The sequence below is a fragment of the Enterobacter sp. CPE_E863 genome (assembly GCF_046521465.1).
GTDB classification, from domain to species: Bacteria; Pseudomonadota; Gammaproteobacteria; order Enterobacterales; family Enterobacteriaceae; genus Enterobacter; species Enterobacter adelaidei.
The window spans coordinates 945333-966372 of sequence record NZ_JBKFZX010000001.1 but is presented as its reverse complement, the minus strand read 5'-3'; the positions used below and the strand labels follow the sequence as shown (position 1 = coordinate 966372).

At 50.2% G+C, this 21040-nt stretch carries 23 protein-coding genes; 4 read left to right on the top strand and 19 right to left on the bottom strand.

Translation table 11 applies throughout. The features are described from left to right. The first annotated feature begins 56 nt into the window (after positions 1 to 56). Complete coding sequence (locus ACLHV8_RS04650) at positions 57 to 1493, top strand: MFS transporter (RefSeq protein ID WP_208595052.1); 1437 nt, start codon at positions 57 to 59, stop codon at positions 1491 to 1493. A 66-nt stretch (positions 1494 to 1559) separates the two neighbouring features. Continuing rightward, complete coding sequence (locus ACLHV8_RS04645) at positions 1560 to 2804, top strand: mechanosensitive ion channel family protein (protein WP_108090661.1); 1245 nt, start codon at positions 1560 to 1562, stop codon at positions 2802 to 2804. A gap of 44 nt (positions 2805 to 2848) precedes the next feature. Here ACLHV8_RS04645 and pheP read toward each other — a convergent pair whose 3' ends face one another. The 7 genes from pheP to ACLHV8_RS04610 form a co-directional block, all read right to left on the bottom strand. After that, a complete protein-coding gene (gene pheP / locus ACLHV8_RS04640) occupies positions 2849 to 4237 on the bottom strand; it encodes a phenylalanine transporter (protein WP_134707246.1) in 1389 nt (462 codons plus the stop codon). Between the two features lie 117 nt (positions 4238 to 4354). Then, positions 4355 to 4630, bottom strand: coding sequence for a DUF1471 family periplasmic protein YahO (gene yahO, locus ACLHV8_RS04635; protein WP_024906894.1), 276 nt, complete (start codon positions 4628 to 4630; stop codon positions 4355 to 4357). A 149-nt stretch (positions 4631 to 4779) separates the two neighbouring features. After that, positions 4780 to 5811 carry an ABC transporter ATP-binding protein gene (locus ACLHV8_RS04630; RefSeq protein WP_208595051.1) on the bottom strand — a complete coding sequence of 344 codons (1032 nt, stop codon included), beginning with the start codon at positions 5809 to 5811 and terminating at the stop codon, positions 4780 to 4782. A gap of 1 nt (position 5812) precedes the next feature. After that, a complete protein-coding gene (locus ACLHV8_RS04625) occupies positions 5813 to 7387 on the bottom strand; it encodes an ABC transporter permease (protein WP_028018454.1) in 1575 nt (524 codons plus the stop codon). A 24-nt stretch (positions 7388 to 7411) separates the two neighbouring features. Beyond that, positions 7412 to 8428 carry an iron ABC transporter substrate-binding protein gene (locus ACLHV8_RS04620; protein WP_028018455.1) on the bottom strand — a complete coding sequence of 339 codons (1017 nt, stop codon included), beginning with the start codon at positions 8426 to 8428 and terminating at the stop codon, positions 7412 to 7414. Between the two features lie 330 nt (positions 8429 to 8758). After that, positions 8759 to 9979: a cytochrome P450 gene (locus tag ACLHV8_RS04615; protein WP_410376821.1), complete on the bottom strand. Its 1221-nt coding sequence runs from the start codon at positions 9977 to 9979 to the stop codon at positions 8759 to 8761. Between the two features lie 324 nt (positions 9980 to 10303). Continuing rightward, positions 10304 to 10693, bottom strand: a complete 390-nt coding sequence (locus ACLHV8_RS04610) for a S24 family peptidase (protein WP_410376820.1) — start codon at positions 10691 to 10693, stop codon at positions 10304 to 10306. A gap of 330 nt (positions 10694 to 11023) precedes the next feature. On the opposite strand from ACLHV8_RS04610, the gene ACLHV8_RS04605 reads away from it, so the two are divergent. Next, positions 11024 to 12151, top strand: coding sequence for an acyltransferase family protein (locus ACLHV8_RS04605; protein WP_410392115.1), 1128 nt, complete (start codon positions 11024 to 11026; stop codon positions 12149 to 12151). A 250-nt stretch (positions 12152 to 12401) separates the two neighbouring features. Here the strand turns inward: ACLHV8_RS04605 and ACLHV8_RS04600 are convergent, their stop codons facing one another. The 4 genes from ACLHV8_RS04600 to ACLHV8_RS04585 all read right to left on the bottom strand — a co-directional run bounded on the left by ACLHV8_RS04600 (position 12402) and on the right by ACLHV8_RS04585 (position 14885). Further along, positions 12402 to 12818, bottom strand: a complete 417-nt coding sequence (locus ACLHV8_RS04600) for a tail assembly chaperone (protein ID WP_410376818.1) — start codon at positions 12816 to 12818, stop codon at positions 12402 to 12404. Position 12819: 1 nt separating this feature from the next. Then, the gene (locus ACLHV8_RS04595) at positions 12820 to 13620 is read right to left on the bottom strand and encodes a hypothetical protein (RefSeq protein ID WP_410376817.1); all 801 of its coding nucleotides are present in this window, start codon (positions 13618 to 13620) and stop codon (positions 12820 to 12822) included. A 58-nt stretch (positions 13621 to 13678) separates the two neighbouring features. Then, on the bottom strand, positions 13679 to 14617 hold the full coding sequence (locus tag ACLHV8_RS04590) for a phage antirepressor N-terminal domain-containing protein (protein WP_220393251.1): 939 nt from the start codon (positions 14615 to 14617) through the stop codon (positions 13679 to 13681). Positions 14618 to 14723: 106 nt separating this feature from the next. Continuing rightward, positions 14724 to 14885: an Arc family DNA-binding protein gene (locus tag ACLHV8_RS04585; protein WP_000551219.1), complete on the bottom strand. Its 162-nt coding sequence runs from the start codon at positions 14883 to 14885 to the stop codon at positions 14724 to 14726. A 115-nt stretch (positions 14886 to 15000) separates the two neighbouring features. On the opposite strand from ACLHV8_RS04585, the gene ACLHV8_RS04580 reads away from it, so the two are divergent. Next, on the top strand, positions 15001 to 15333 hold the full coding sequence (locus tag ACLHV8_RS04580) for an Arc family DNA-binding protein (RefSeq protein WP_000675432.1): 333 nt from the start codon (positions 15001 to 15003) through the stop codon (positions 15331 to 15333). A 68-nt stretch (positions 15334 to 15401) separates the two neighbouring features. Here the strand turns inward: ACLHV8_RS04580 and ACLHV8_RS04575 are convergent, their stop codons facing one another. From ACLHV8_RS04575 to ACLHV8_RS04540, 8 genes are read right to left on the bottom strand one after another with little or no spacing between them, the layout of a single operon-like run. Next, positions 15402 to 15821: a hypothetical protein gene (locus tag ACLHV8_RS04575; RefSeq protein ID WP_410392114.1), complete on the bottom strand. Its 420-nt coding sequence runs from the start codon at positions 15819 to 15821 to the stop codon at positions 15402 to 15404. Positions 15822 to 15868: 47 nt separating this feature from the next. Then, a complete protein-coding gene (locus ACLHV8_RS04570; RefSeq protein WP_410392113.1) occupies positions 15869 to 16573 on the bottom strand; it encodes a hypothetical protein in 705 nt (234 codons plus the stop codon). Between the two features lies 1 nt (position 16574). After that, positions 16575 to 17993 (bottom strand): ubiquitin-activating E1 FCCH domain-containing protein, encoded by a 1419-nt coding sequence (locus tag ACLHV8_RS04565; RefSeq protein WP_410376814.1) that lies wholly within the window; start codon positions 17991 to 17993, stop codon positions 16575 to 16577. Beyond that, positions 17990 to 18322 (bottom strand): hypothetical protein, encoded by a 333-nt coding sequence (locus ACLHV8_RS04560; protein WP_410376813.1) that lies wholly within the window; start codon positions 18320 to 18322, stop codon positions 17990 to 17992. The genes ACLHV8_RS04565 and ACLHV8_RS04560 overlap by 4 nt, the downstream gene beginning before the upstream one ends. Next, positions 18319 to 19035 (bottom strand): hypothetical protein, encoded by a 717-nt coding sequence (locus tag ACLHV8_RS04555; RefSeq protein ID WP_410376812.1) that lies wholly within the window; start codon positions 19033 to 19035, stop codon positions 18319 to 18321. The genes ACLHV8_RS04560 and ACLHV8_RS04555 overlap by 4 nt, the downstream gene beginning before the upstream one ends. Next, a complete protein-coding gene (locus ACLHV8_RS04550; RefSeq protein ID WP_410376811.1) occupies positions 19032 to 20051 on the bottom strand; it encodes a hypothetical protein in 1020 nt (339 codons plus the stop codon). The genes ACLHV8_RS04555 and ACLHV8_RS04550 overlap by 4 nt, the downstream gene beginning before the upstream one ends. Next, positions 20051 to 20326, bottom strand: coding sequence for a phage baseplate plug protein (locus ACLHV8_RS04545; RefSeq protein WP_047721645.1), 276 nt, complete (start codon positions 20324 to 20326; stop codon positions 20051 to 20053). The genes ACLHV8_RS04550 and ACLHV8_RS04545 overlap by 1 nt, the downstream gene beginning before the upstream one ends. Further along, positions 20323 to 21039, bottom strand: a complete 717-nt coding sequence (locus ACLHV8_RS04540; protein WP_410376810.1) for a hypothetical protein — start codon at positions 21037 to 21039, stop codon at positions 20323 to 20325. Before ACLHV8_RS04540 ends, ACLHV8_RS04545 begins: the two co-directional genes overlap by 4 nt. Position 21040: the final 1 nt, after the last annotated feature.

Below are 21040 nucleotides of genomic sequence, written 5' to 3'. Positions count from 1 at the left end.
CGTTTATCAGATAGTTGATGCTACGACCATCTGATGAATGACGCAATGGAGTTACCATGAATACGTCAGTTGTTTCACCGGGTCGCGCAGGCCTGATATTGCTGTTAACCGGCCAGATGCTGCCCATGATTGATACCTCAATCACCAACGTGGCGCTGGACGCCATCACCCATTCTCTGCATGCCACCGCCACCGAGCTGGAGCTGATTGTCGCCCTATACGGCGTGGCCTTCGCCGTCTGTCTCGCGCTCGGCAGCAAGCTGGGGGACAACCTTGGCCGTCGTCGTCTGTTTATGTGGGGAGTGGCAATCTTTGGCCTGGCCTCGCTGCTGTGCGGGATTTCGGGGAATATTGAACAACTGCTTGCCGCGCGCATTGTGCAGGGTGCTGGCGCGGCGTTGATCATGCCGCAAATACTCGCCACGCTGCATATCACCTTAAAAGGTACGGCCCACGCCAAAGCGATAAGCCTCTTTGGCGGGATCGGCGGGATCGCGTTTATCGTCGGGCAGATGGGTGGCGGCTGGCTGGTATCGGCGGATATCGCCGGGCTGGGCTGGCGTAACGCGTTCTTTATCAACGTGCCAATCTGTCTGGTGGTTCTGGCGTTGAGCCGTCGCTATGTGCCGGAAACCCGTCGCGAAACGCCGTCGCGCATTGACTGGGCGGGCACCGTCCTGCTGGCAGTGATCCTCTGCTGTCTGCTGTTCCCGATGGCCCTCGGCCCGCAGTGGCACTGGTCATGGCCGCTGAAGGCCGCGCTGATTGCGATTATCCCGCTGGGATATCTGATGGTATTGAATGCCCGTAAAAAAGAGCGTGAGGATGCCCATCCGCTGATCCCACCGCGTCTGATACAGCTTCGCAGCATTCGCTTTGGCGTGCTGATTGCGATGCTCTTTTTCAGCGTCTGGTCCGGGTTTATGTTCTGTATGGCGCTGACCATGCAAACCGGTCTCGGGATGGCGCCGTGGCAATCGGGGAACAGTTTTATCGCCCTGGGTGTGACCTACTTTATTTCAGCATGGTTTGCCCCGCGTATGATCGCCCGCTACAGCACCAGCACGATCCTGCTGACCGGGCTGGCGATCCAGATTATCGGCCTGCTGGCGTTGATCGCCACATTCCGCCTCTGGGGCATGAACAACACAACGCTGACCCTGGTTCCGGCGACCGGCCTGGTTGGCTATGGACAGGCGCTGATCGTCAACAGCTTCTACCGCATCGGGATGCGCGACATCCAGCCTGATGATGCCGGTGCCGCGAGTGCGATCCTGAGTACGCTTCAGCAGGCGGCACTCGGTCTTGGTCCGGCCATTTTCGGCGCAATTTTGCTGCACGGGCTGAGGAATCATCACGGGGATTATACTCAGGCGATAAACCTCTTCCTGGCCGTCGAAACAGGTTTGATGCTTATCCTTGCGCTGGCGACATTACGTATGCGTCATCGTCTGTGTCTGCCCGTGGTGAAGACCTGCCACGTCACTAAATAAGCCAGGCAGATTTGCATAACAGGTTTGCAGCCGCCATTATGGGGCTGCATCAATACAGGAGACGTTATGCAGGAATTAATTGCTCAGGTTGAAGAGTTAGGCATTGAAATTAATCACACCACTTCTTTAGTGATTATCTTTGGTATTATTTTTCTTACTGCCCTTATCGTTCATTTTATTCTGCACAAAGGGGTACTGCGTGTTTTTGAGAAACGCGCGCAGGCCAGTAGCCATTTGTGGTTACAGATCATTACCCAGAATAAGTTATTTCACCGTCTGGCCTTTACCCTTCAGGGGATAATCGTTAACGTTCAGGCGGTTTTGTGGCTGCAAAAAGGCAGCGAAGCGGCTGAAATACTCACCACCTGCGCGAAGCTGTGGGTAATGGTCTATGCGCTTCTCTCCTTCTTCTCCCTGCTGGATGTGATTTTCAATCTGTCGCAGAAAATGGCCACCGCGTCACAGCTGCCGCTAAAGGGGATATTCCAGGGAATCAAGCTGGTGAGTGCGATTCTGGTTGGCATCTTAATTATCTCCCTGCTGATTGGACAATCCCCCGCCATTCTGATTAGCGGGCTGGGTGCGATGGCCGCAGTCCTCATGCTGGTATTTAAAGATCCGATTCTGGGGCTGGTCGCCGGAATACAGCTGTCCGCCAACGATATGCTCAAGCTGGGCGACTGGCTGGAAATGCCTAAATTCGGCGCGAACGGCACGGTGACGGATATTGGCCTGACCACCGTGAAAGTAAGAAACTTCGATAACACCATCACAACGATCCCAACATGGGCGCTGGTGTCCGATGCCTTTATCAACTGGAGCGGAATGTCGGCTTCAGGCGGGCGACGTATTAAGCGCAGTCTGAATATTGATACCACCAGCATTCATTTTCTCAACGAGCAGGAACAGCAGCACCTGATTCAGGCGAAGCTGCTTAAGCCCTATATGGCCGCGCGGCACGAGGAAATAAACCTGTGGAATCAGGAGAACGGTGAAGGGGAGTCGGTATTAAACCTGCGTAAGATGACCAATATTGGCACCTTCCGCGCCTACCTGAATGAATATCTGCGCAATCACCCGCGTATTCGCAAAGATATGACGCTGATGGTGCGCCAGTTAGCGCCTGACGCGAATGGTCTGCCGATTGAAATATATGCCTTCACCAACACGGTGATCTGGGCAGAATATGAGGAGATTCAGGCCGACATCTTCGACCATATTTTCGCGGTGGTGGATGAATTTGGGCTGCGTATTCACCAGTCCCCCACCGGAAACGACATTCGATCTCTGGCAGGTGTTATCGCGAAATAAGCATTTAAGCCCGGTAAGCGCAACGCTACCGGGCGAAAACTGCACTATTTCTTGCGGGAAAGCTTAAACGCCGCAAACAGGAAAATCACCCACACTGGCAGCAGCATCGCCGACAGGCGCATCTCATCCATCGTGCACATCAGCACCAGAATCAGCCCCAGGAAAGCGATACAGAGATAGTTACCTGCCGGATAGAGCAGCGCCTTAAACTGTGTTTCACGCCCCTTGCGGCGCATCGCCGCGCGAAAACGCAGGTGCGCCAGGCAGATCATGATCCAGTTCAGGAGCAACGTGGCAACCACCAGCGCCATCAGCAGGCCAAAGGCCTCTTTCGGTAACAGATAGTTAATCAACACCACCAGCGACGTGATAGCGCCAGAAAGCAACAGCGAATTCACCGGCACGCCACGACGGCTGACGCGGGTTAGAAACCTCGGCGCGTTGCCCTGCACAGAGAGGCCAAACAGCATGCGACTGTTGGAGTAGACACCGCTGTTATAGACCGAGAGTGATGCAACCAGAATGACGAAGTTCAGCGCAGAGGCCACCACGTTGCTGTTCAAATCGTGGAAAATCATCACAAATGGACTGCTGTCAGACTTCACCTCAACCCACGGGTAGAGCGCAAGCAGCACCACCAGCGAACCGATATAGAACAGCAGAATACGGTACACCACCTGGTTGACCGCTTTAGGAATGCTTTTATGCGGATCGCGCGCTTCAGCAGCGGTGATGCCAATCAACTCCAGGCCGCCAAAGGAGAACATAATCACGGCAAGAGAGAGAATAAGCCCCTTCCAGCCCGTTGCCAGGAAACCGCCGTGTTGCCACAGGTTGTCGATAGTGGCACGCTCGCCACCGTGACCTGAGAACAGCAGCCAGAGGCCAAAGCCGATCATACCGATAATCGCCAGCACTTTAATCAGCGCGAACCAGAACTCGGTTTCACCATACAGGCGCACATTCACGAGGTTAACGGCGTTAATGATAATGAAGAAGGCCGCCGCCCAAATCCACGTCGGAACGTCCGGCAGCCAGTACTGCATATAGATGCCAGCCGCCGTCAGCTCAGCCATCCCCACCAGCACGAACATCACCCAGTAGTTCCAGCCGGACAGGAAGCCTGCAAACGGGCCCCAGTATTTATAAGCAAAGTGTGCGAAGGAGCCTGAAACCGGCTCTTCAACGACCATCTCACCGAGCTGGCGCATGATCAGGAAGGCGATAACCCCGGCGATACCGTAGCCCAGCAGAACCGCCGGGCCAGCCATCTGAATCGCAGGACCGATACCGAGAAACAACCCGGTACCAATTGCGCCGCCGAGGGCAATTAACTGAATATGTCGATTTTGCAAACCACGTTGCAGCGTCGGATTCTGTTCCGACGAAGCTTCAGTACTACCGTTGCCTGAAGCGGATGACGCGTCTTTCACGTCCTACCCCTGTCTCTTTTTTAGAAGGGGCACGTTTTAACACTTCATGCTGGAGGTAGCAAGGGATTGGGTGGCACCTCGGGCAGCCACCCCGATACCGGAGTGGCTGTGGTGTCATTATTTTTTCTTGTAAATATTCGCCGTACCGTGAATTTTATTGTTGGTGTTACCTGAAGTGAGCACCAGCACATCCGCGCCTTTCTTATCCGCTTTTTCAATCAGCTCTTTTTTTGCGTCATCCACCGATACTTCATTCGAGGTGCTTACCGTACCGATTTTTTGATACTGAGACGCAACTTTCTTGAACTCATTTTTTGTCAGCAGTTGGGCAGCAAACGCATTGGTCGTAAACAGTAACGCAGTTCCCAACAAAATAGCTGTTGTCTTTTTCATAACCTTTTTCCTTGAGATTAATCAGCAACTACGAAAAACCTCACACATTATGGTGAGGTTTTATGAGCATGGTAGAGAATCTCAGGAAATGCCATACGTCCTGGAAAATTCTTTTATAACAACCCGTTGCATGAAATTACTAACGACTATTAAGAATATTCAAAAACACGCGCCGTGCCAGCAATATCAATGCGTACCGACGTCCCAGGGTTCCACCCAGGCTGGCTTACCGTCTTCAGAATCACAGGCTGCTGTTGCCCGGCTAATCCCAGGGTGAGCGTCGACAGCTGACCGGTGAAATCCACATCAAGAATCGAGATCGGGCTTTCATGCGCTGCACATGCCGTTACGCGCAGCTGTTCGGGGCGCATCATTACCCTGCCCTCTCCTGTCGCATGCGCGTTGTCCGTCGGCACCTCACCCAGCGCGCACAGGGCACTCCCGGCATTGAGCTGAGCTGGCAGGATCACCGCATCTCCAAGAAACAGCGCCGTTTCTTCGTCAACAGGCTGCGTGTAGACTTCATAAGGCGTACCAACCTGGGTAAAACGTCCGGCACGCATGACGGCAACCTGGGTGGCAAACGACAACGCTTCGTTCTGATCGTGGGTGACCAGAATGGAGGCAACGCCCGCTTCGGCCAGCAGATCGGCCGTTGCTTTGCGCGTCATCGCGCGCAGGCCCGTATCCAGAGCCGAGAAAGGTTCATCCAGCAGCATCAATGAAGGACGTTGGGCCAGCGCACGGGCCAGCGCCACACGCTGCTGCTGCCCACCGGAAATCTCATGCGGCCAGTGTGTCGCAAGCTGCCTGTCCAGCGAAACCATATCCATCAGCGCTTCAATACGCTGACGCTTCTCATGACGGGTACCGTCCAGCCCCCAGGCAATGTTATCTGCCACATTAAGATGCGGGAACAATGCGCCCTCCTGAGGAACAAAACCGATCCCGCGCAGGTGGGCGGGGACAAAACTGTTCTCATCGAACAGCGTTCGCCCCTGCATGACAATACGCCCGGTGTCCGGTGTTTCAAACCCGGCAAGAATTCGCAGCAGCGTGGTTTTACCTGACCCGGATGGCCCGACAATTGCCGTCCGGCTCCCGGGGGCAACGCTCAGGTTTAAGCTGTCGAGCACCTGCACATCAGAGAATGTTTTAGAAATGGAGGTTAATTCAAGCATGTCAAAGCCCTGCAATTTTTTTCGACTGCATATAGAGAATGGCGGTCAGCGGGAGTGAAATCAGGATCATCAGCATTGCGTAAGGCGCTGCGGCCACATAGTCAATTTCACTGGTCAGCGCCCAGAACCCGGTGGAGAGCGTGCGCGTGCCCAGCGGAGAGAGCAGCAGAGTCGCAGTCAGCTCGTTGCTGACACCGAGGAAAACAAGTGCCGCCCCCGCTGCCGCACCTGGCGCAGCCAGCCGCATCGTGACGCTCCATAGTGCCTTCGCCGGCGTACTGCCAAGACTGCGCGCCACGTTTTCCAGTTCCACCGGTGCCTGTGCTATCCCGGCACGCAGGTTAATGAGCGCGCGGGGCATAAACATCAGCAGATAGGCAAGGAACAGGGTAATTTCCGTCTGGTAAATGGGACGGGCGTAATGAATGGTGACAGTGACCAGCGCAAGCGCGGTGACAATCCCCGGCAGCGAACTGGTGATGTAGATGCAGCCTTCCAGCATACGAAAAACGCGGTGGGGGTAGCGAATTCCGAGCCAGGCGATGGGGATCACACACGCTGTCGTCAACAGAGCACCACCCACACCAAGCATCAGCGTCTGGCGCAGTGAGTGCCAGAGATCGGCGCTCATCCAGTTTTGCACACCGCCGAGCCAAATCCAGCGACACAGAACAATTAATGGCACGCCCAGTGCCAGAACAATCAGCACGATGAAAAACAGCTGACCCAGCGCAGCCGCAGCGGGTTTCAGCGGCCAGCGCTTCTGTTCACGTGCGGCACCAGCACCAATGCGCGCGTAGCGTGCTTTTCCGCGCGTCACGCCTTCCAGCACTAAGATAGCCAGACAGCACAGGGCCAGTACACCCGCCAGCATGTTTGCGGCAGGACCGCTGAAGGTAGACTGAAACTGGTCATAAATCGCCGTGGTGAAGGTATCAAAACGGATCATCACGTACAGGCCATATTCCGCCAGCAGGTGCAGCGCCACCAGCAGCGCGCCGCCGCAGATAGCCAGCTTGAGTTGTGGCAGCACCACGCGGAAAAAGACCCGCCACGGCGGCGTGCCGAGCGAAGCGGCCACATCTTCCAGCGTCGGGTCAAGGCGGCGCAGCACCGCCGCTACCGGCATATAGATAAAGGGATAGTAGGCAAGCACGGAGAGGAACACGCCTGCAGAAAGTCCATGCATCGACGGGACAACACTTACCCACGCATAACTTTGTACAAACGCGGGGATAGCCAGCGGAGCCACCGCCAGCGCAGACCAGATCCCTCGTCCGGCAAGCTGCGTGCGCTCTGTGAGCCAGGCGATTGCTACGCCTGTCACAATACAAAGCGGAACCGCTAACGCCGTCAGCCACAGCGTGTTGCTGAGCAACTCAGCAACACGCGGGCGGAACACCAGCGCCTTAATCGTCTCCCAGCCCGTCTCAATGCCAATGGCAATGATAAAACCTAAAGGCAGAAGCGCCATTAATGAAAACAGGACAGCTAACGCAACCATCGGCAGTGCAGGACGCCTGCGAGCAGGCTCCTGCACTCTGTTTTTGCCGATGTCGAGACTTAGACCAGACATAAGACGTTCACTTTACTCTCAGGATCACAGCAGACCGGCTTGTGTCATCAGCTCGATAACTTTTTTACTGTTGAGCGTTGAAGGTTCAACTTTCGGCGCATCGAGATCTTTCAGCGGAACAAGTTTCGGGTTAGAGGCAGCATTTACACCCACAGCATATTCAAAGGCATTGTTGGTACGCAGGCTTTCCTGGCCTTCTTTACCCGTGATGTATTTGATGAACGCCTGTGCTTGCTCTTTGTGTTTGCTGGATGCCAGTACACCACCGCCGGAGAGGCTCACAAACGCGCCCGGATCCTGGTGTTTGAAGTAGTAGAGCTGGGTGTTTTTGCTGTTTTCACCCGTTTTGGACTGGTCGACAAAACGGTAGTAGTGATAAATCACGCCGCCATCAATCTGACCGGCATTGACGGCCTTCATGACGGTGCTGTTACCTTTGTAGGCAACAAAATTGGTTTTCATCGCTTTAAGCCATTCCAGAGTCGCCTTCTCGCCTTTCAGGGCCAGCATTGCGCTCACGATGGCCTGGAAATCTGCGCCTGACGGTGATGCCGCCCAACGGCCTTTCCACTCAGGTTTCGCCAGATCCATCAGCGATTTTGGCAGCTGCTGTTCGGTCAGTTTTTCCGGGTTATACACGAACACCGTGCTGCGGGCAGCAATCCCGATCCAGCGACCGTGCGCCGGACGATATTCTGCTGGTACCTGCTTCAGGGTATCTGCATTCAGCGGCGCGAACAGGTTGGCATTATCCACCAGAACCATGGACGGCGAGTTTTCCGTCAGGAATACGTCTGCTGGCGATGCGCTGCCTTCCTGAACCAGCTGGTTACCCAGCTCGCTGTCATCACCGTTACGCAGAGTCACTTTAATACCGGTTTCTTTAGTAAAACCGTCAACCCACGACTTAACCAGGTTTTCGTGCTGCGCGTTGTAGACAACGATACCCTCGTTGTTATCGGCCGCAACTGATTGTGTAGAAAGTAAAAGTGATGAAGACAACAAGGCAAGGGAGAAACATGACAGCAGACGAGAATTCATGAACATATCCTTAATTGACCAACGTGATTAACAACGCATAGCTTTGTGGGACAGGATTAAAGCATACAAAAACGCTAATGATAATTAGTATCAATCCAGTTTTAGCGTAAAAGTGTAAAATTTCATTATAGAGGTGTTTAAAGTGATAAAAATCCAGATTTAAGAATGGAGAAAAATAAAGATTAAGAAATCCTTAAGGACTGCCCTAATAAAAGATAATTAGCACTCTATTTATTAAGCCGTTATTTAACCGAAAAGAAAAGAATAAAAATTCGACCACAGGGCATTAGAAAAAAATGACTCCCTTCATGTCATTGTCCTGTTATCGCATTAGTCGATCTTAAGCGGAAGTGTCTCCAGCGTTCTCAGGATCAGACTTCGATTCGACCATTTCGCCTCACCGTCCAAAGCGGTAATCCCTCGCTTGCTCAGGGCCGTCGCCAGATTTTCAGCCTGAAACTGCGCCAGCAACTGCCCGATGCACTGGTGCACACCTGCTCCAAACCCTAGCTGTCGCTGTGCATTCTTTCTGCCCGGAATAAAGCGCGACGCCTCTTCAAAAACGCGTTCATCCCGGTTAGCGGAGCCAAGGCACAGTAACACGTTATCGCCAGCCTTCAGTTCACGCCCCAGAAAATGCACAGGAGCCGCAACATTCCGCCTACCCATCTGAAGCGGGGATTCAAAGCGCATCGTTTCGCTTACTATCTCTTTCATCCGCAGCGTGTTATTTCTGACCCCATCCTGCAATTCCGGATGCAATGCCAGCATATAGAGCAGATTTCCGGTTAGCGCTTCGCTGGTTTCACTGCCGCCAATAAGCATCGTGATGCAGTCCGTGCTAAACCGCTCATAAAGCGCATTCCCATCTCCGCCATATCCTTTCAGCAGGCTGCGATAAAACAGCGAATCGTAACCTTCTCTGTGCGCCTGTGCGAGCTGGAGAAAGCTATCATCCAGACGGGAGAGCGCTTTTATCAGCCTCTGAAGCCCCTCACGGTCAATGGCGCTGGGATCCAGCAATAGCCTGATGGCACTTTTCTCTTGCTCCACCACCTCCTGTTGCGCCTGCGGCAGGTTAAGCCATACGGTGAAAAGCTTCCCCCATAGCGGCGCTGCAATCTGCCGAACTCCGTCAAACGGGCGAGCTGTGGGTAAAGCGGCTACCACTGAATGTGATTCGTGTGAGATGAGATGGGTTAATGCCCTCCAGGATTCGCCGGTAAACAGAGCTTGCAGAGCCTGACGGTGAGCGCGATGAACACTTCCCTCCTCAAAAAGGACAATGCCGTAGAGAAGATCCCGCAGCCGGGGCGGAAGGTTAAAACACTCTTTTTCCAGTACAGCATGCACGTCTTCAGGGATACCTGAAGAGACGAATGCACGCTCTTTCATTGCCTGATACACGTCCTGATAGCGGGTAAGCACCCATGTTTTCCCGATTCGCGTCACCGGCTGATGGTTTCGCATATGGTGATAGACGTCGTGAAGATTCTCCTGAAAGACAGGAGAGGCAGGATTAAACCGAAGCGCTTTGTCGACATATGCCATGGCTGAGTCCTCATCACAGGATTAATCACCATTGAGTTAAGCAGGGATATGTTTCAGTTCAAGTATGGCGATGGAGTCTGGGGGATTACGGGGATCAAATGGCACGCCCTGTAGGATTCGAACCTACGACCTACGGCTTAGAAGAACGTAGAGTACTATGTAACGCACTGTAATGTCATTAGTTTTTCCGCGCTCGCGCCGGATTTGTGTCATTACGTGTCGTTGTATGCTTCAGCGTTTCGTTATGTGGCATCCATGTATGACACATCTGTGACACAGAGAATGCACAGCCATGCCTGAGGGCATAGCTATGCCTTTTCCCCATCAGATCACCGGACAATCATCAAACTCGCCAGAACGTGCATCGTTGATGCTGTAGGTGATCACACCAAACACCGGCCGCGACGTATCCGATACCTCATCCTTCGAGGGTAATGTCTCCCTCCTTCCATTTTCAGGGTTTTCCAGATAAGGCTGAGGATGCGTCCTGTAGCGCATTATCCTGAACTCGCCATCAAGTGTGCACACCAGAAGAGAACCGTCTTTCGGCGTCAGCGACGAGTCGACAATAAGCATAGCGCCCTTCATGATCCCGGCGCGCAGATATGTCGCGCCAGAAATCATCATGTACGTGGCTGCCGGATGCGCGATAAGGCGCTTGTCGAGCGATATGCGCTCTTCAACGTAGTCTGCTGCAGGACTCGGGAACCCCATAATGCACCTCCGATAGTTACTGTATATGTATACAGTATTATCGATCGGTGGTGTCGATCAAGAGCAACTAGTGAGAAAAGGCTTAAGTGAATATAAATGCTGCAAATTTAATCCTCAAAATCCCTAGCTATGCTGAATGCTACGCTTGTCTGAGCATTTACCCCAACAATCCATCGTCCACTCCGCAGTGGGGGGTTGCTCCCGAATCTTGATAGCGTGTGCTCTATACACTAGGTTCTTTCAGAACGGTAATTTACAAAAACCAGCTTTATGGACTAATTGTCAATAGCAAAGCTATAATGTATCTTTATGATTTCACAGGGCAGTCTAATGGTTGAGCACCAATATTTATACATTTTCGGCATAACCATAATTATAGGCGTTGTTTTTTCTTTGCCTATATTCAAATATCTTGATGATGAAGTACACGCCAAGAGAAACACTGGCATGGATGGGTTGAGATATTTTCTTGCTTCATTTGTTGCTATTTTTCATTCTGACTATTTCGTAAGGTATATCACTACCGGAAAGTGGGAAACAATATACAACGACATAAGCTACATAGCTCAGTTTGCGGTATCGATATTCTTTATGATAACTGCATTTTTATTCTGGGGAAAAATTTCTAAAAAGGAAGACGTTGACTGGGTCAACCTATACAAAGATCGATTATTTAGGATAGCCCCAGCTACAATATTCACCGCACTGATTTCTATAGTCATAATATTGTATTTAACAAACTACCCAACCCCATCAAATTACCTACATGCAAAGGACGTATTTAGATGGATGGATATGGGTTTATTCTATAATTATCCACCAATGAACTACTTCAAGGACTCTTGGATTTTTCTTGGTGTCTTTTGGACGCTGCAATGGGAATGGGGATTCTATTTTTCTCTGCCGTTACTATATCTTTTCAGAAAAAATGGAACAGCTTTTGTTCTGGCTCTGATGTTTATATTTGTTTACTTAATTGGATTCATACCTGCACTTAACAATATCAAAGCAGGAATATGCATATTATTTGTTGCTGGGATGTTGTGTTATGAACTGATTGGTAAGATTAGGCTAAACAAGATAACATGCGAGATTATTCTATTGGTCAGTTTAGTTGGGATCTTCACTTATCAACCAGAGCTATACTCGACCACTATGCTTCCATGGTATTTTTGCATGCTATTTGCAATCTGCAAAGGAGCCAATTTATTTGGTGTACTATCATTTAATGGTTTCGTAAGGCTTGGAAATGCCAGCTTTAGCATTTATGTTTTGCACAGTGTTATACTGTACACGCTTTTCACCTGGATGCATACGAACAATATAATAAATGAGCCTGCAGATTTTAAGTTAGTTTATTTACTTGGTGGGTTTGGCGTGGTTTGTGTGATTTCATCTTTGTGTTACGCGATGATAGAAAGACCATTCATCAATTTAGGCAGGAAAATAAAACTATAAAAAAGGGGCTGAATGCCCCTTCTTTTTGATGAATAATGGCAACCATAATATCTGTGGCTACCATAACAAGTTAACAGTTACACAGGTTCATCAAAGTCACACTCTGGGCAAATCCAGCACAGGAATCCATAGCGCATCCCTTGATACATTTGCGTCCCGCAGATGGGGCAGAATCTTACTGCAGAAGAATCTGTAGAGGCCTGGTCTTCGTTTGATTGTGTCGTGTCTTTATCTGACATGTTGCTCTCCGTCAATCAGGATATTGGGCGATAATTGCTGCCCTATCAATTGCATATTGTGTTTTGCGGTTATTAATCTGAGCCAGAACTACATCTTTTTTAGCTATTTCATTGACTCCGTCATTAACACCGGCGGCAACCCATGCCATATTTAAATTAAATATATCATCTTGATATATCTTACTAAGGGAGGTCAGTGCTGCCTTTCTTAGCTCAGAGTTGGGTGGCAATGGCTTCTCAACCCATGCTGGCATTCCATTAACGACACCTAGTTGCTTACCTTCTGGTGGTGCTGATGTGAATGTCTGAAATACCAGATCATCAATTTCTGTGATATCCGAGAGATCCCATCCAGCATTTTCATAATCATTAAGCATAACCTTTGGGAAAAAAGCTAAATGCATTGTTGACCAAACATAATTAGACATATCAACTCCCCATCGCTACCCAAAAAATACCATAAGTGCCGATTGTAAGGTTTGTGTATACATTTACTGCCGAGTTACCAACAAAGTCACCCATCAGAATGGGTACGTTAGTCGTTACCTGACTTCCATTTCGATATGTCAAGGAGATAGAGTAGCCAGAGCTAGGGAATGGAATTGGCAGGTTTATTCTAGTTCCCGATACCCCACCAGAAAGATTCGTTGAGCCGAATTGAAGTATATCCCCACCGGGGAGCTTGAACCAACCAGTTCCACTACCATATGAATTTGGGAAAAAAGACATGTCTGGTATTTGAGGGCTCGGAGTACCGAAACCTCCATTCCCCACGTTTCTTGCCGATGCCGTTCCAAGGCTTAGTGCTGTAATAGCAGCCCTTACAAAGGCAGTTGTTGCAAGTTGCGTTGTGTTTGTGCCAGGGGCAGGTGTAGGTCCAGCTGGCGTACCTGTAAATGATGGGCTCTCCAGTTGAGCCAACAACTGGATTGTTCCTGCGGTAAGCATATTGGCGGCAATGTCGTTAGCAGACCATGCCCGAGCGGATGTGCCCTCCTGGCCGCGAACTATCGTAAGCACATCACCTGACTTTGCTGTTACGTGAACAATTTCATTGAGCTGTCCTGTTGCAGCATCAATCAACGTCAACTTAAAAAAGCTTGTGCCGGATACCGGAGAAGGGAAAAGAGCCCCCGTTCCGGTATTAAGTGTCAATGATGTTGCTGAGGCGCTTATGCCCGCCGCCAGAACGCTCTGGGCATTGTTAGCAGCTAAAAGTTGAAGTGCCATTTATCCTCCGGGATTCGGGCAATAAAAAACCCGCCGAAGCGGGTTTGGTTAACGATTTTTAGTTAATTACGAATTCTGCTTTAGCGCCGCGGAAGGAGATAGTTTTATTTCCTGCCCGACGGCAAGCATCAGAAATAGCTTTCATACCATATTCAACATTTGCCAGGTGACTGCGCATGCCTACAATTTCAGCCTTAGGTGCCGACACGTCAAATCCGGCCTCCTCAAGGATATTGATCAAGCGAATGGCTGGCGATGTTGAATTGTCGCCACAGAGCATAGGCATAGTGACGTCCAGGGCAGGTGCACACATTGACTTTCCGAATGACAGGTTGCCGCTGCGTACCACTGGATTATTGTCGATCCACCACTGGAGGGGCAGGTTAACGTCAAGATTCGGTGTAGGGATCGCCTCTTGCTTTCCAAGAAACTCGCCTTCAATCGGTACGCGCGCCGCAATAGAGAGCGCTTCGGTAAACTGGTCGTCACTGATTTCTTTGTAACTGCAACCAAAGTGGGATTTCAGTGATGACCACATAGTGATCATTGCCTTGGCCTGACAATCTTTCGGCAGTGCTTTACCACGGGTCATTACCAGTTGTTTGATCGCCTCCTGCTGCTCGGGAGTGATTTTACCTGGTAATGCCTTTTTCGCCTTGCGTGGGTTTTTGACCTCGCCTTTAGTCCAGTATTCGTAAAGCACATCGTCGCACTCCTCCTGATAGCGAATGACGTTATCGCGAATTCCTGGCCGTACTTTGTTAGGGCTGATGGTTTGGAGCCAGCCATTCAGTTTGCGTAACGCAAGGCAAAGCATGGTTTGTTTACCCCCTTTCGTAGGGATCATGATTTCCATGACCCCTTTAGCAAACCGTGATTTCAGCTTATCGACCTGACCTTGATAGGTTAATCCCATGCCATCAATAATTGGGCGCATTGGGGTATAAGCCTCACCGTTGTGCTCTACCACGAAAAGAGAATTTCCATAGAAAGGCACGTTGATTGTACGATCTGCAATTGCTAAACTATTCATTGTTAGTTCCTTGGTAGTTACTGACAAATTTGAAGCCCTGACTGTTGCTGCAGTTGGGGCTTCGTCGTTTCTATGCCTTAATAAATCCATCTTCTTTCAAGCTCCTTTCTATACGTTTAATCACCTCACTGTTTACCGAGCGCCCCTCTTCTTTTGCTGCTTTCTTCAGGATTTCCTTCAGTGCATCAGGGAACCGAATGCCTGTTGGCGGGATGTTTCTTGCGTTGTGCATATCATTCTCCTACTCAAAAAAACTACATTATGTAGATTTATAATTACAGCATGTGTCTATTGCGTCAAGCACTTTTCGACTACATTATGTAGATTGTTGATTCTGAGGATGTAGCATGAAAGGTGCCAGCTTGATAGCCCCGCTCGGGGTGAGGATCCCTGAAGATTTAAAGGAAAAAATCCAAGCCCAAGCAAAGGAAAACGGACGGTCGACTAACGCTGAAATCGTTCAAATACTCGAAAGTTCGTTTTCAAAGCTTGATGAAGGTGAAAACAATCGTTCGAATGAAACTTCAGGCCATTATCAATACTTACTGAGTATGAAGGATGAAATTATTGAGGCACAAAAGGAAACTATATCTCACATGGAAAACACTATAAATAGCCTCAGCGAGCACATTAACATTCTGAAAGATCATGTTGAGTTTTTGAAGAATAAGTACAAATAGCAAAAAGCCCACTGAAGTGGGCTTTGCGATTTACTACCATTGTTTTTTTAAATCGTCTTCTGTCATTTTTAATCTAAAAATATCTTTATATTTTTTATGTAAACTTCAGGGGATGCCCTGCACTTCATTTGAAAGTTTTTATCAAAATACTCCGTATTTCTTTTTATTCCTTCAACGGCGTCATTTTTTATCAACTCTTTAACAATCATTCTGTATTCATCATGTGGGATAAGTAATATGTCACCAATCATATGGTCTCCTGAATACTGACCACTTACAGCATCATTTGCTGCATTGATGATAAGCAAGGATGATGCAAAGCACATATTGTAAATATTTAGATCCGTTGGTTTCAACCCTGATTTTTTAATTTCATTTAACATCATTGAGTATTCTTCTTGATCATTGGTTGGTAATGGAGCCGCCAACCCAACATGAACAGTTGAGAAAAAACACAAAAAACATGTTATTCCTATTTTTTTTATCATGCCCACTAACCCAGGTTATAAATGACTCGGAAGATAAGCATAACAATTCAACCAATGATAGTCACGCTCACTGGTTGATAAAACGGCATGTGTAGCAACCCGCTGTCAAAGGCCTGCTTGAATAGAGCGGCATATTCATAATTGTCGCTCTTTATAAGCAGGCTATTCTTCTGATTGTATGACCGTGTATTGAAAGAAAATCCATTAAAAAGGGTTGCGTCGGTTAGTTTTCTGTACCCCTTGATTATTGATATGCTCGCGCCAGCCCCAGAGAATAGAACTGAAATACTCCACCGCTGATCGTTAACGACATCTACACCATCAATTCCGGTCAAGAATCTCATGATTCGGCGCTTTAACCAGGGGATGGTGAAATAATACCCATCACCCTTGTAAAAATTCCATGTCATTATACGTTTGAACAGGTCATCGGAAACGACGACCTGCTCGGACTGATTGACAACCCTGCGCCCATTGAATGGAAGCTGGTTAAACAGGACGGAGTTGTAAGGTCCGAACACGCTTCGCTTCCCACTTATAAGCACTGGCGGCTTTACGCCATAAATCCCTCTGGCTATCCATTTTAGCTGATCGCCAGCGTTATACCCTCCAACAAATATTGGAAGATTGGCGTTAATCATCCATGAATAAATTTCCTGCGCCATGGTGTTATACGCAGTGACGAACGCCTGAAGATCATCATCGTCGTTATACTGCGTATACAGGTATGATTTAATGATATCTTCCAGCATGTTATATCCCGTCGACAATCACCCCATCTGAGGCAATGTACCAGTAGCTGTATGGGTCACCGCTGATGATATTCGTCCCGGCGTCCACGTTTGTGATAATTCCATTCACAGTAACAATAACGTTCAAAGTCGAGATTAGGCTCATATCCAGCGTGCTGTTAATCGCCTGAAGAAAGACATCTTTGACGTTATTTATATTCATTGGCTTTCCAGCGAATATTCCGTTTACATAATTGATAACCGGTTGCGTCACCAGAGAGGCTATTGTCGCGTCTGTCAGGTAGTTCGCGCTTTCGGTTGCCCACTGAAACTTGATAGTCACCAGTTGCTGAAATGGTATAACAAACGGTATCAGGTAGTTATCTGGCCAGTCGTTGACCGTAACCACATTATTCCTCAGGTTCGGCGTAACTATTCCGCCACCAGTCCATGCGCCTGACGAGGTGGTATTGATGCCTATTGAGAAAGTGTGTGGACTTAACACGGTTATCGTGAGAGGGAAGTTATTAATCCCGCTCATGCCGGTAACACCTGCGATGTTAATTACCTGGCCCGAGCTGAATCCGTGCGTGATGTCGGTCGTTACTACTCCTGGGTTCGCATTGGTGATCCCGGTGACGTTCAGGTCAGTCCCTTTTAGCCTACTGATGTCGCCGGCTGACTTATAAATGGCCCCGGCCATCTCATAGATATCGCCGCCGCCACACATAACAATCCAGGCATTACCGCTCTGAACAACGGAAACCAGACGAGCCTGGACATTACTCAGGTCTGTCAATTTCTGGCGGATAAAGCCGGGATACCCCTGAACAGTCGACATCTGAGATTCCCAGACGCGCTCGCGAAATTCGAAGTTAGTTTCAGGCGCACCACCTGGGGTACCGGCAACCGGGTTGGTGCAGGTCAGAGTAATGCCAGAAGGCAGGCTGGTCAGTATCTGGTTAACCGATCCTACCGGTACAGCCCACGAGCCGGTGTTTGTTGCAATGGCTGTTACCATCGCGCTGACCCCTGAAGACAGAATTACTGTAGCGTCGGCGATCTGGTAGGTATAAGTGCCGTCGCTGACCAGAAAACCCTGCGGGATAACGAATCCAGCCGGGCCAGAAAACGTAACCGGAACGGTAGTTTCTCCTTGAGTTTTTTGTGGGCTGATACCTGACTGCTGAGCCAGAAGGTTCAGCATGTACATATTCGCCTTCAGCGGACCTACGGAGTTGATTAGGTCAACGCGGATCTGATCGGCAATGAGCAGCGCGCCAACGTCGGTACCAACGATATCCTCAATCAGAGAGCCAGGGAGATCTGTCGTGATGCCTGGTGATAATTCTGTGGCTCTTGAAACTAAGTCGGCGCGCAGCTCTTCGGATGTTTTCGGCACTGGCCCGGCTGCGTCATAGCTAACGGACAAATCACTCATACGTTCACCGTTGTGATAATTTTAGAACCGGCGTTCGTAATCGCCGAAATGTTGTATACAGGCGGGTCATCACTCACAAGGGAAATCTGCAGCGATGAAAAATACGGACTAAATTGCCGCTGAAGCCTGTCAACGTAGTAGGTTGGCAGCACCTGCTGAATGACCGAGCTCTGGGATGGTATGCCGTTGTTTGCAAAAAATGGTGATTCCTGCGGCGCCAGCTTGAGGTTCTGGATCAGCGTCGTCAGATAGATAGAGTCGTTGAAGCCATTTTCATCCGGTACCACCAGCACCCACTTGCCATTTGCATCTCTCCCGTAGGTTCTCATTGCGTGATATTCCCGTTGAAAGTAGTTGTCGGCGCGCCGGTGTTTGAACCGCCATTACCGTTTGTATGAGCATGCGCATTTAGCCATGCCACCAGGGCGGCCCAGCCAGTGTGCATAATCGCCGGGCTGGTGCTGGCGGTTGAGTCCTGCAACTTCCCGGCAGTCCCCGTGATGCTCCACATGCCCTGTGTAAGGGTTAGCACCGTGCTGCCGACTGTTACCTTAAACAAATCGACGGCCGCAATCGTCACGCTTTCAGGCGTTAACAGAAACGTCGTGTTGCTTCCCTGATCCCGGATGGTTACGCCCTCGGGCCCGTAGATGGTGACAACGTTCCCGTCGACAGCCTCCCATTCCGTATTGCTGATCGGCAGGTACACCAGGGCGCTCAGGTTGGCGGGAGGGGTTAGGTCGGCCACGCCCCCGCCCTGCCCGCTGACGCCGCCGAGATAGGTGTCGGCAGGAATAACAATGCCTTTATCACCCGGCTGCATCGGATAGCGGATGTACTGTGGACCAAAAAGCGGTATGGTGACATTCGGGAAAACATATGGGGTGTCGTGCAACTCGAAGGCCACGGTGACCATATTGCCATTCTGCTCAACAATGCTGGCGGGCAGGATTTTCCCGGCAGCCTGGAACGCCTCATTAAATTTCTGCTCCGCGAACCGGTTCATGTTCCGGCCGAAATTAAGCTTCTGGTCAACACTCATTTTGTCTTAACCGCCTCCGCCGGGTATGCCTCAATCACCGTGATCCACGCCTCTGCTGTCGGCTGCCTGCTGTTACCCAGCAACCTCACCGACTGAACGACAAATTCGCCGTTAAACGCTGAGTCATCGCGAAACTGCGAGTAAGAGGATGCCTGAATCATCGGCCTGGCCTTCTCCGGCATCAGGATGTGGTCGCCAGTCTGCAGGTCAGCGCGCATAACGCAGATGACGCTGACGACACCAAAGCTGATCCACGTTGGCTGGCCGATCAGGTCATTGAACTTAATCTTGACAGGGTTTTTGCTTCTTTCTGTAGCGCTTGTTTTCGAATTCTGGTCTGGATGGTTGGCGTAATCGTTATCCCATACCCGTATTTCGTTGCCGTTGACCACGGCAATTTCCACGCCCGTGTAGCCTGGGTCTTTGATGCGTGACAGCGAAAACGCCCTCAGGTTCTTTGCCAACTCAGTGAGGGAGCCACAGAATATTGGGCGATCGTAATTCAGGATTAGCCTGTCGCTGATGCTGATGTTCGGCCTAAACCCGCCCATCGTCATGACGCATTGTGTCAGCGCAACGGAGAGTTTCTGCCCCATGGACCATGGCATGGTAACCTGTAGCGGGACCATCTCACCTCTGGCCGTTGTGTTAACTGGGCCAGAAACAATGATGAAGTCCAGTCGTAATTCTGTGCCCTGCCAGTTGCCGAACACCTGAAAAATATAACCTTCAATAGCTAGCTTTTTATCCCATACGCCCGCAAGCGGCAGGCCTTTCGACATACCGGCAAAGATTTGAATTCGCTTACCGTAGAGGTTCTGTCTGGCCTGCTGCATGTCTTTAGGGCCTATACCCCATACAGTGAGATGGGTTTCCCCTGCTGGCGTGGATTCGCCAAATCGCATAATGTCGAACTCGACCATCAGCGCGCCAGGGTTATAGACTCCATTCTTCAGGCTGGAATATTGCTGGATTAAGGTGTCGCCATCAAGAATGTTAATTTCGTAATAGCGCATCAGCTCGTTACCTCAATCTGCCCGTTCTTTTCATGCCAGATCATGGTTGTCGATGTGAATACCCCATTCAGAAGGTTTATCCCTCCGGTAGACGTCGAGCCTACAACGGCAGTATTCAGTACCGGATTGCCGGCACTGTTGGTGATCAAGAGATACCAGCGCTGTGCGGCTATGTTCCATTTCATCTGGCAGGTATAGACCGTCCCGTCGAGAACCGGCGAGAACGTCATGCTCTTCATTTCAAGCCCGGTAAATGGGTAATTGACGGTGCTCATATGCCAAATACCCCCTGAAGCTTGCCGATCACGCCAGTTATCGCTTCAGTCACCGATCCACCAAGCGATGTATTGCCGAGTGCACTGACTGTGTTCGTCCAGGCGCTGCTTGGATTCTTATGTCCTGCATCAATTTTACTGAGGAAGCTGTTAACGGCCTGGTCAGCAGCGGTTTCGGTAATCAGTGGCTGCTCGAAATCCCATAGCCACGACCGCTGAGGAAGCGGATCATTACCGGATGAGCTGTCCTTAACCGTTTTCAGGATGCAGTTATTGTAGATGATGGACGGAGTGGCCACGATGTAAGTCCCGCCCAGGTTGGCATGCGCCTGAAGCACCGCCTGCAGCGCGCTCAGCGTTACCAGCTTGGTCATGGCTCCGGTATTCTCGTTCACTGGCGCATCCATCATCAGGCTGACCCTCAGTGGCTGTGCAAGAAGCGCGTTAGCTGCGACAGTCTGGTTAGCGAACGGATAGCGAGCGATGTCATAGTCAACCATCGTTGCGCCCTGAACAGGCCGCCAGTGACAGAAATATTTATCAAGATCGGTAAGGTTGATTGCCCCACCAATCAGCCCGGTCACAAAGCTGGCGCTCTGGGTGAGCGCGACTATCGGCAGCATGCCGCCGGGTATAGCATCCGCAACTCCATTGCAGAGGATAACTGGGGATATTTCAAAGCCAAGACGGTACAGCTCGCGAGTAAATGCCATT

Coding starts and splice junctions, on each gene's coding strand:
- ACLHV8_RS04550 (WP_410376811.1), bottom strand. CDS start 20,051: ATGCGCTATTACGAAATTAACATTCTTGATGGCGACACCTTAATCCAG.
- ACLHV8_RS04585 (WP_000551219.1), bottom strand. CDS start 14,885: ATGCACAACGCAAGAAACATCCCGCCAACAGGCATTCGGTTCCCTGAT.
- yahO (WP_024906894.1), bottom strand. CDS start 4,630: ATGAAAAAGACAACAGCTATTTTGTTGGGAACTGCGTTACTGTTTACG.
- ACLHV8_RS04580 (WP_000675432.1), top strand. CDS start 15,001: ATGAAAGGTGCCAGCTTGATAGCCCCGCTCGGGGTGAGGATCCCTGAA.
- ACLHV8_RS04570 (WP_410392113.1), bottom strand. CDS start 16,573: ATGCTGGAAGATATCATTAAATCATACCTGTATACGCAGTATAACGAC.
- ACLHV8_RS04605 (WP_410392115.1), top strand. CDS start 11,024: ATGGTTGAGCACCAATATTTATACATTTTCGGCATAACCATAATTATA.
- ACLHV8_RS04575 (WP_410392114.1), bottom strand. CDS start 15,821: ATGATAAAAAAAATAGGAATAACATGTTTTTTGTGTTTTTTCTCAACT.
- ACLHV8_RS04645 (WP_108090661.1), top strand. CDS start 1,560: ATGCAGGAATTAATTGCTCAGGTTGAAGAGTTAGGCATTGAAATTAAT.
- ACLHV8_RS04610 (WP_410376820.1), bottom strand. CDS start 10,693: ATGGGGTTCCCGAGTCCTGCAGCAGACTACGTTGAAGAGCGCATATCG.
- ACLHV8_RS04595 (WP_410376817.1), bottom strand. CDS start 13,620: ATGGCACTTCAACTTTTAGCTGCTAACAATGCCCAGAGCGTTCTGGCG.
- ACLHV8_RS04555 (WP_410376812.1), bottom strand. CDS start 19,035: ATGAGTGTTGACCAGAAGCTTAATTTCGGCCGGAACATGAACCGGTTC.
- ACLHV8_RS04625 (WP_028018454.1), bottom strand. CDS start 7,387: ATGTCTGGTCTAAGTCTCGACATCGGCAAAAACAGAGTGCAGGAGCCT.
- ACLHV8_RS04540 (WP_410376810.1), bottom strand. CDS start 21,039: ATGGCATTTACTCGCGAGCTGTACCGTCTTGGCTTTGAAATATCCCCA.
- ACLHV8_RS04565 (WP_410376814.1), bottom strand. CDS start 17,993: ATGAGTGATTTGTCCGTTAGCTATGACGCAGCCGGGCCAGTGCCGAAA.
- ACLHV8_RS04545 (WP_047721645.1), bottom strand. CDS start 20,326: ATGAGCACCGTCAATTACCCATTTACCGGGCTTGAAATGAAGAGCATG.
- ACLHV8_RS04630 (WP_208595051.1), bottom strand. CDS start 5,811: ATGCTTGAATTAACCTCCATTTCTAAAACATTCTCTGATGTGCAGGTG.
- ACLHV8_RS04650 (WP_208595052.1), top strand. CDS start 57: ATGAATACGTCAGTTGTTTCACCGGGTCGCGCAGGCCTGATATTGCTG.
- ACLHV8_RS04600 (WP_410376818.1), bottom strand. CDS start 12,818: ATGTCTAATTATGTTTGGTCAACAATGCATTTAGCTTTTTTCCCAAAG.
- ACLHV8_RS04620 (WP_028018455.1), bottom strand. CDS start 8,428: ATGAATTCTCGTCTGCTGTCATGTTTCTCCCTTGCCTTGTTGTCTTCA.
- ACLHV8_RS04560 (WP_410376813.1), bottom strand. CDS start 18,322: ATGAGAACCTACGGGAGAGATGCAAATGGCAAGTGGGTGCTGGTGGTA.
- ACLHV8_RS04615 (WP_410376821.1), bottom strand. CDS start 9,979: ATGGCATATGTCGACAAAGCGCTTCGGTTTAATCCTGCCTCTCCTGTC.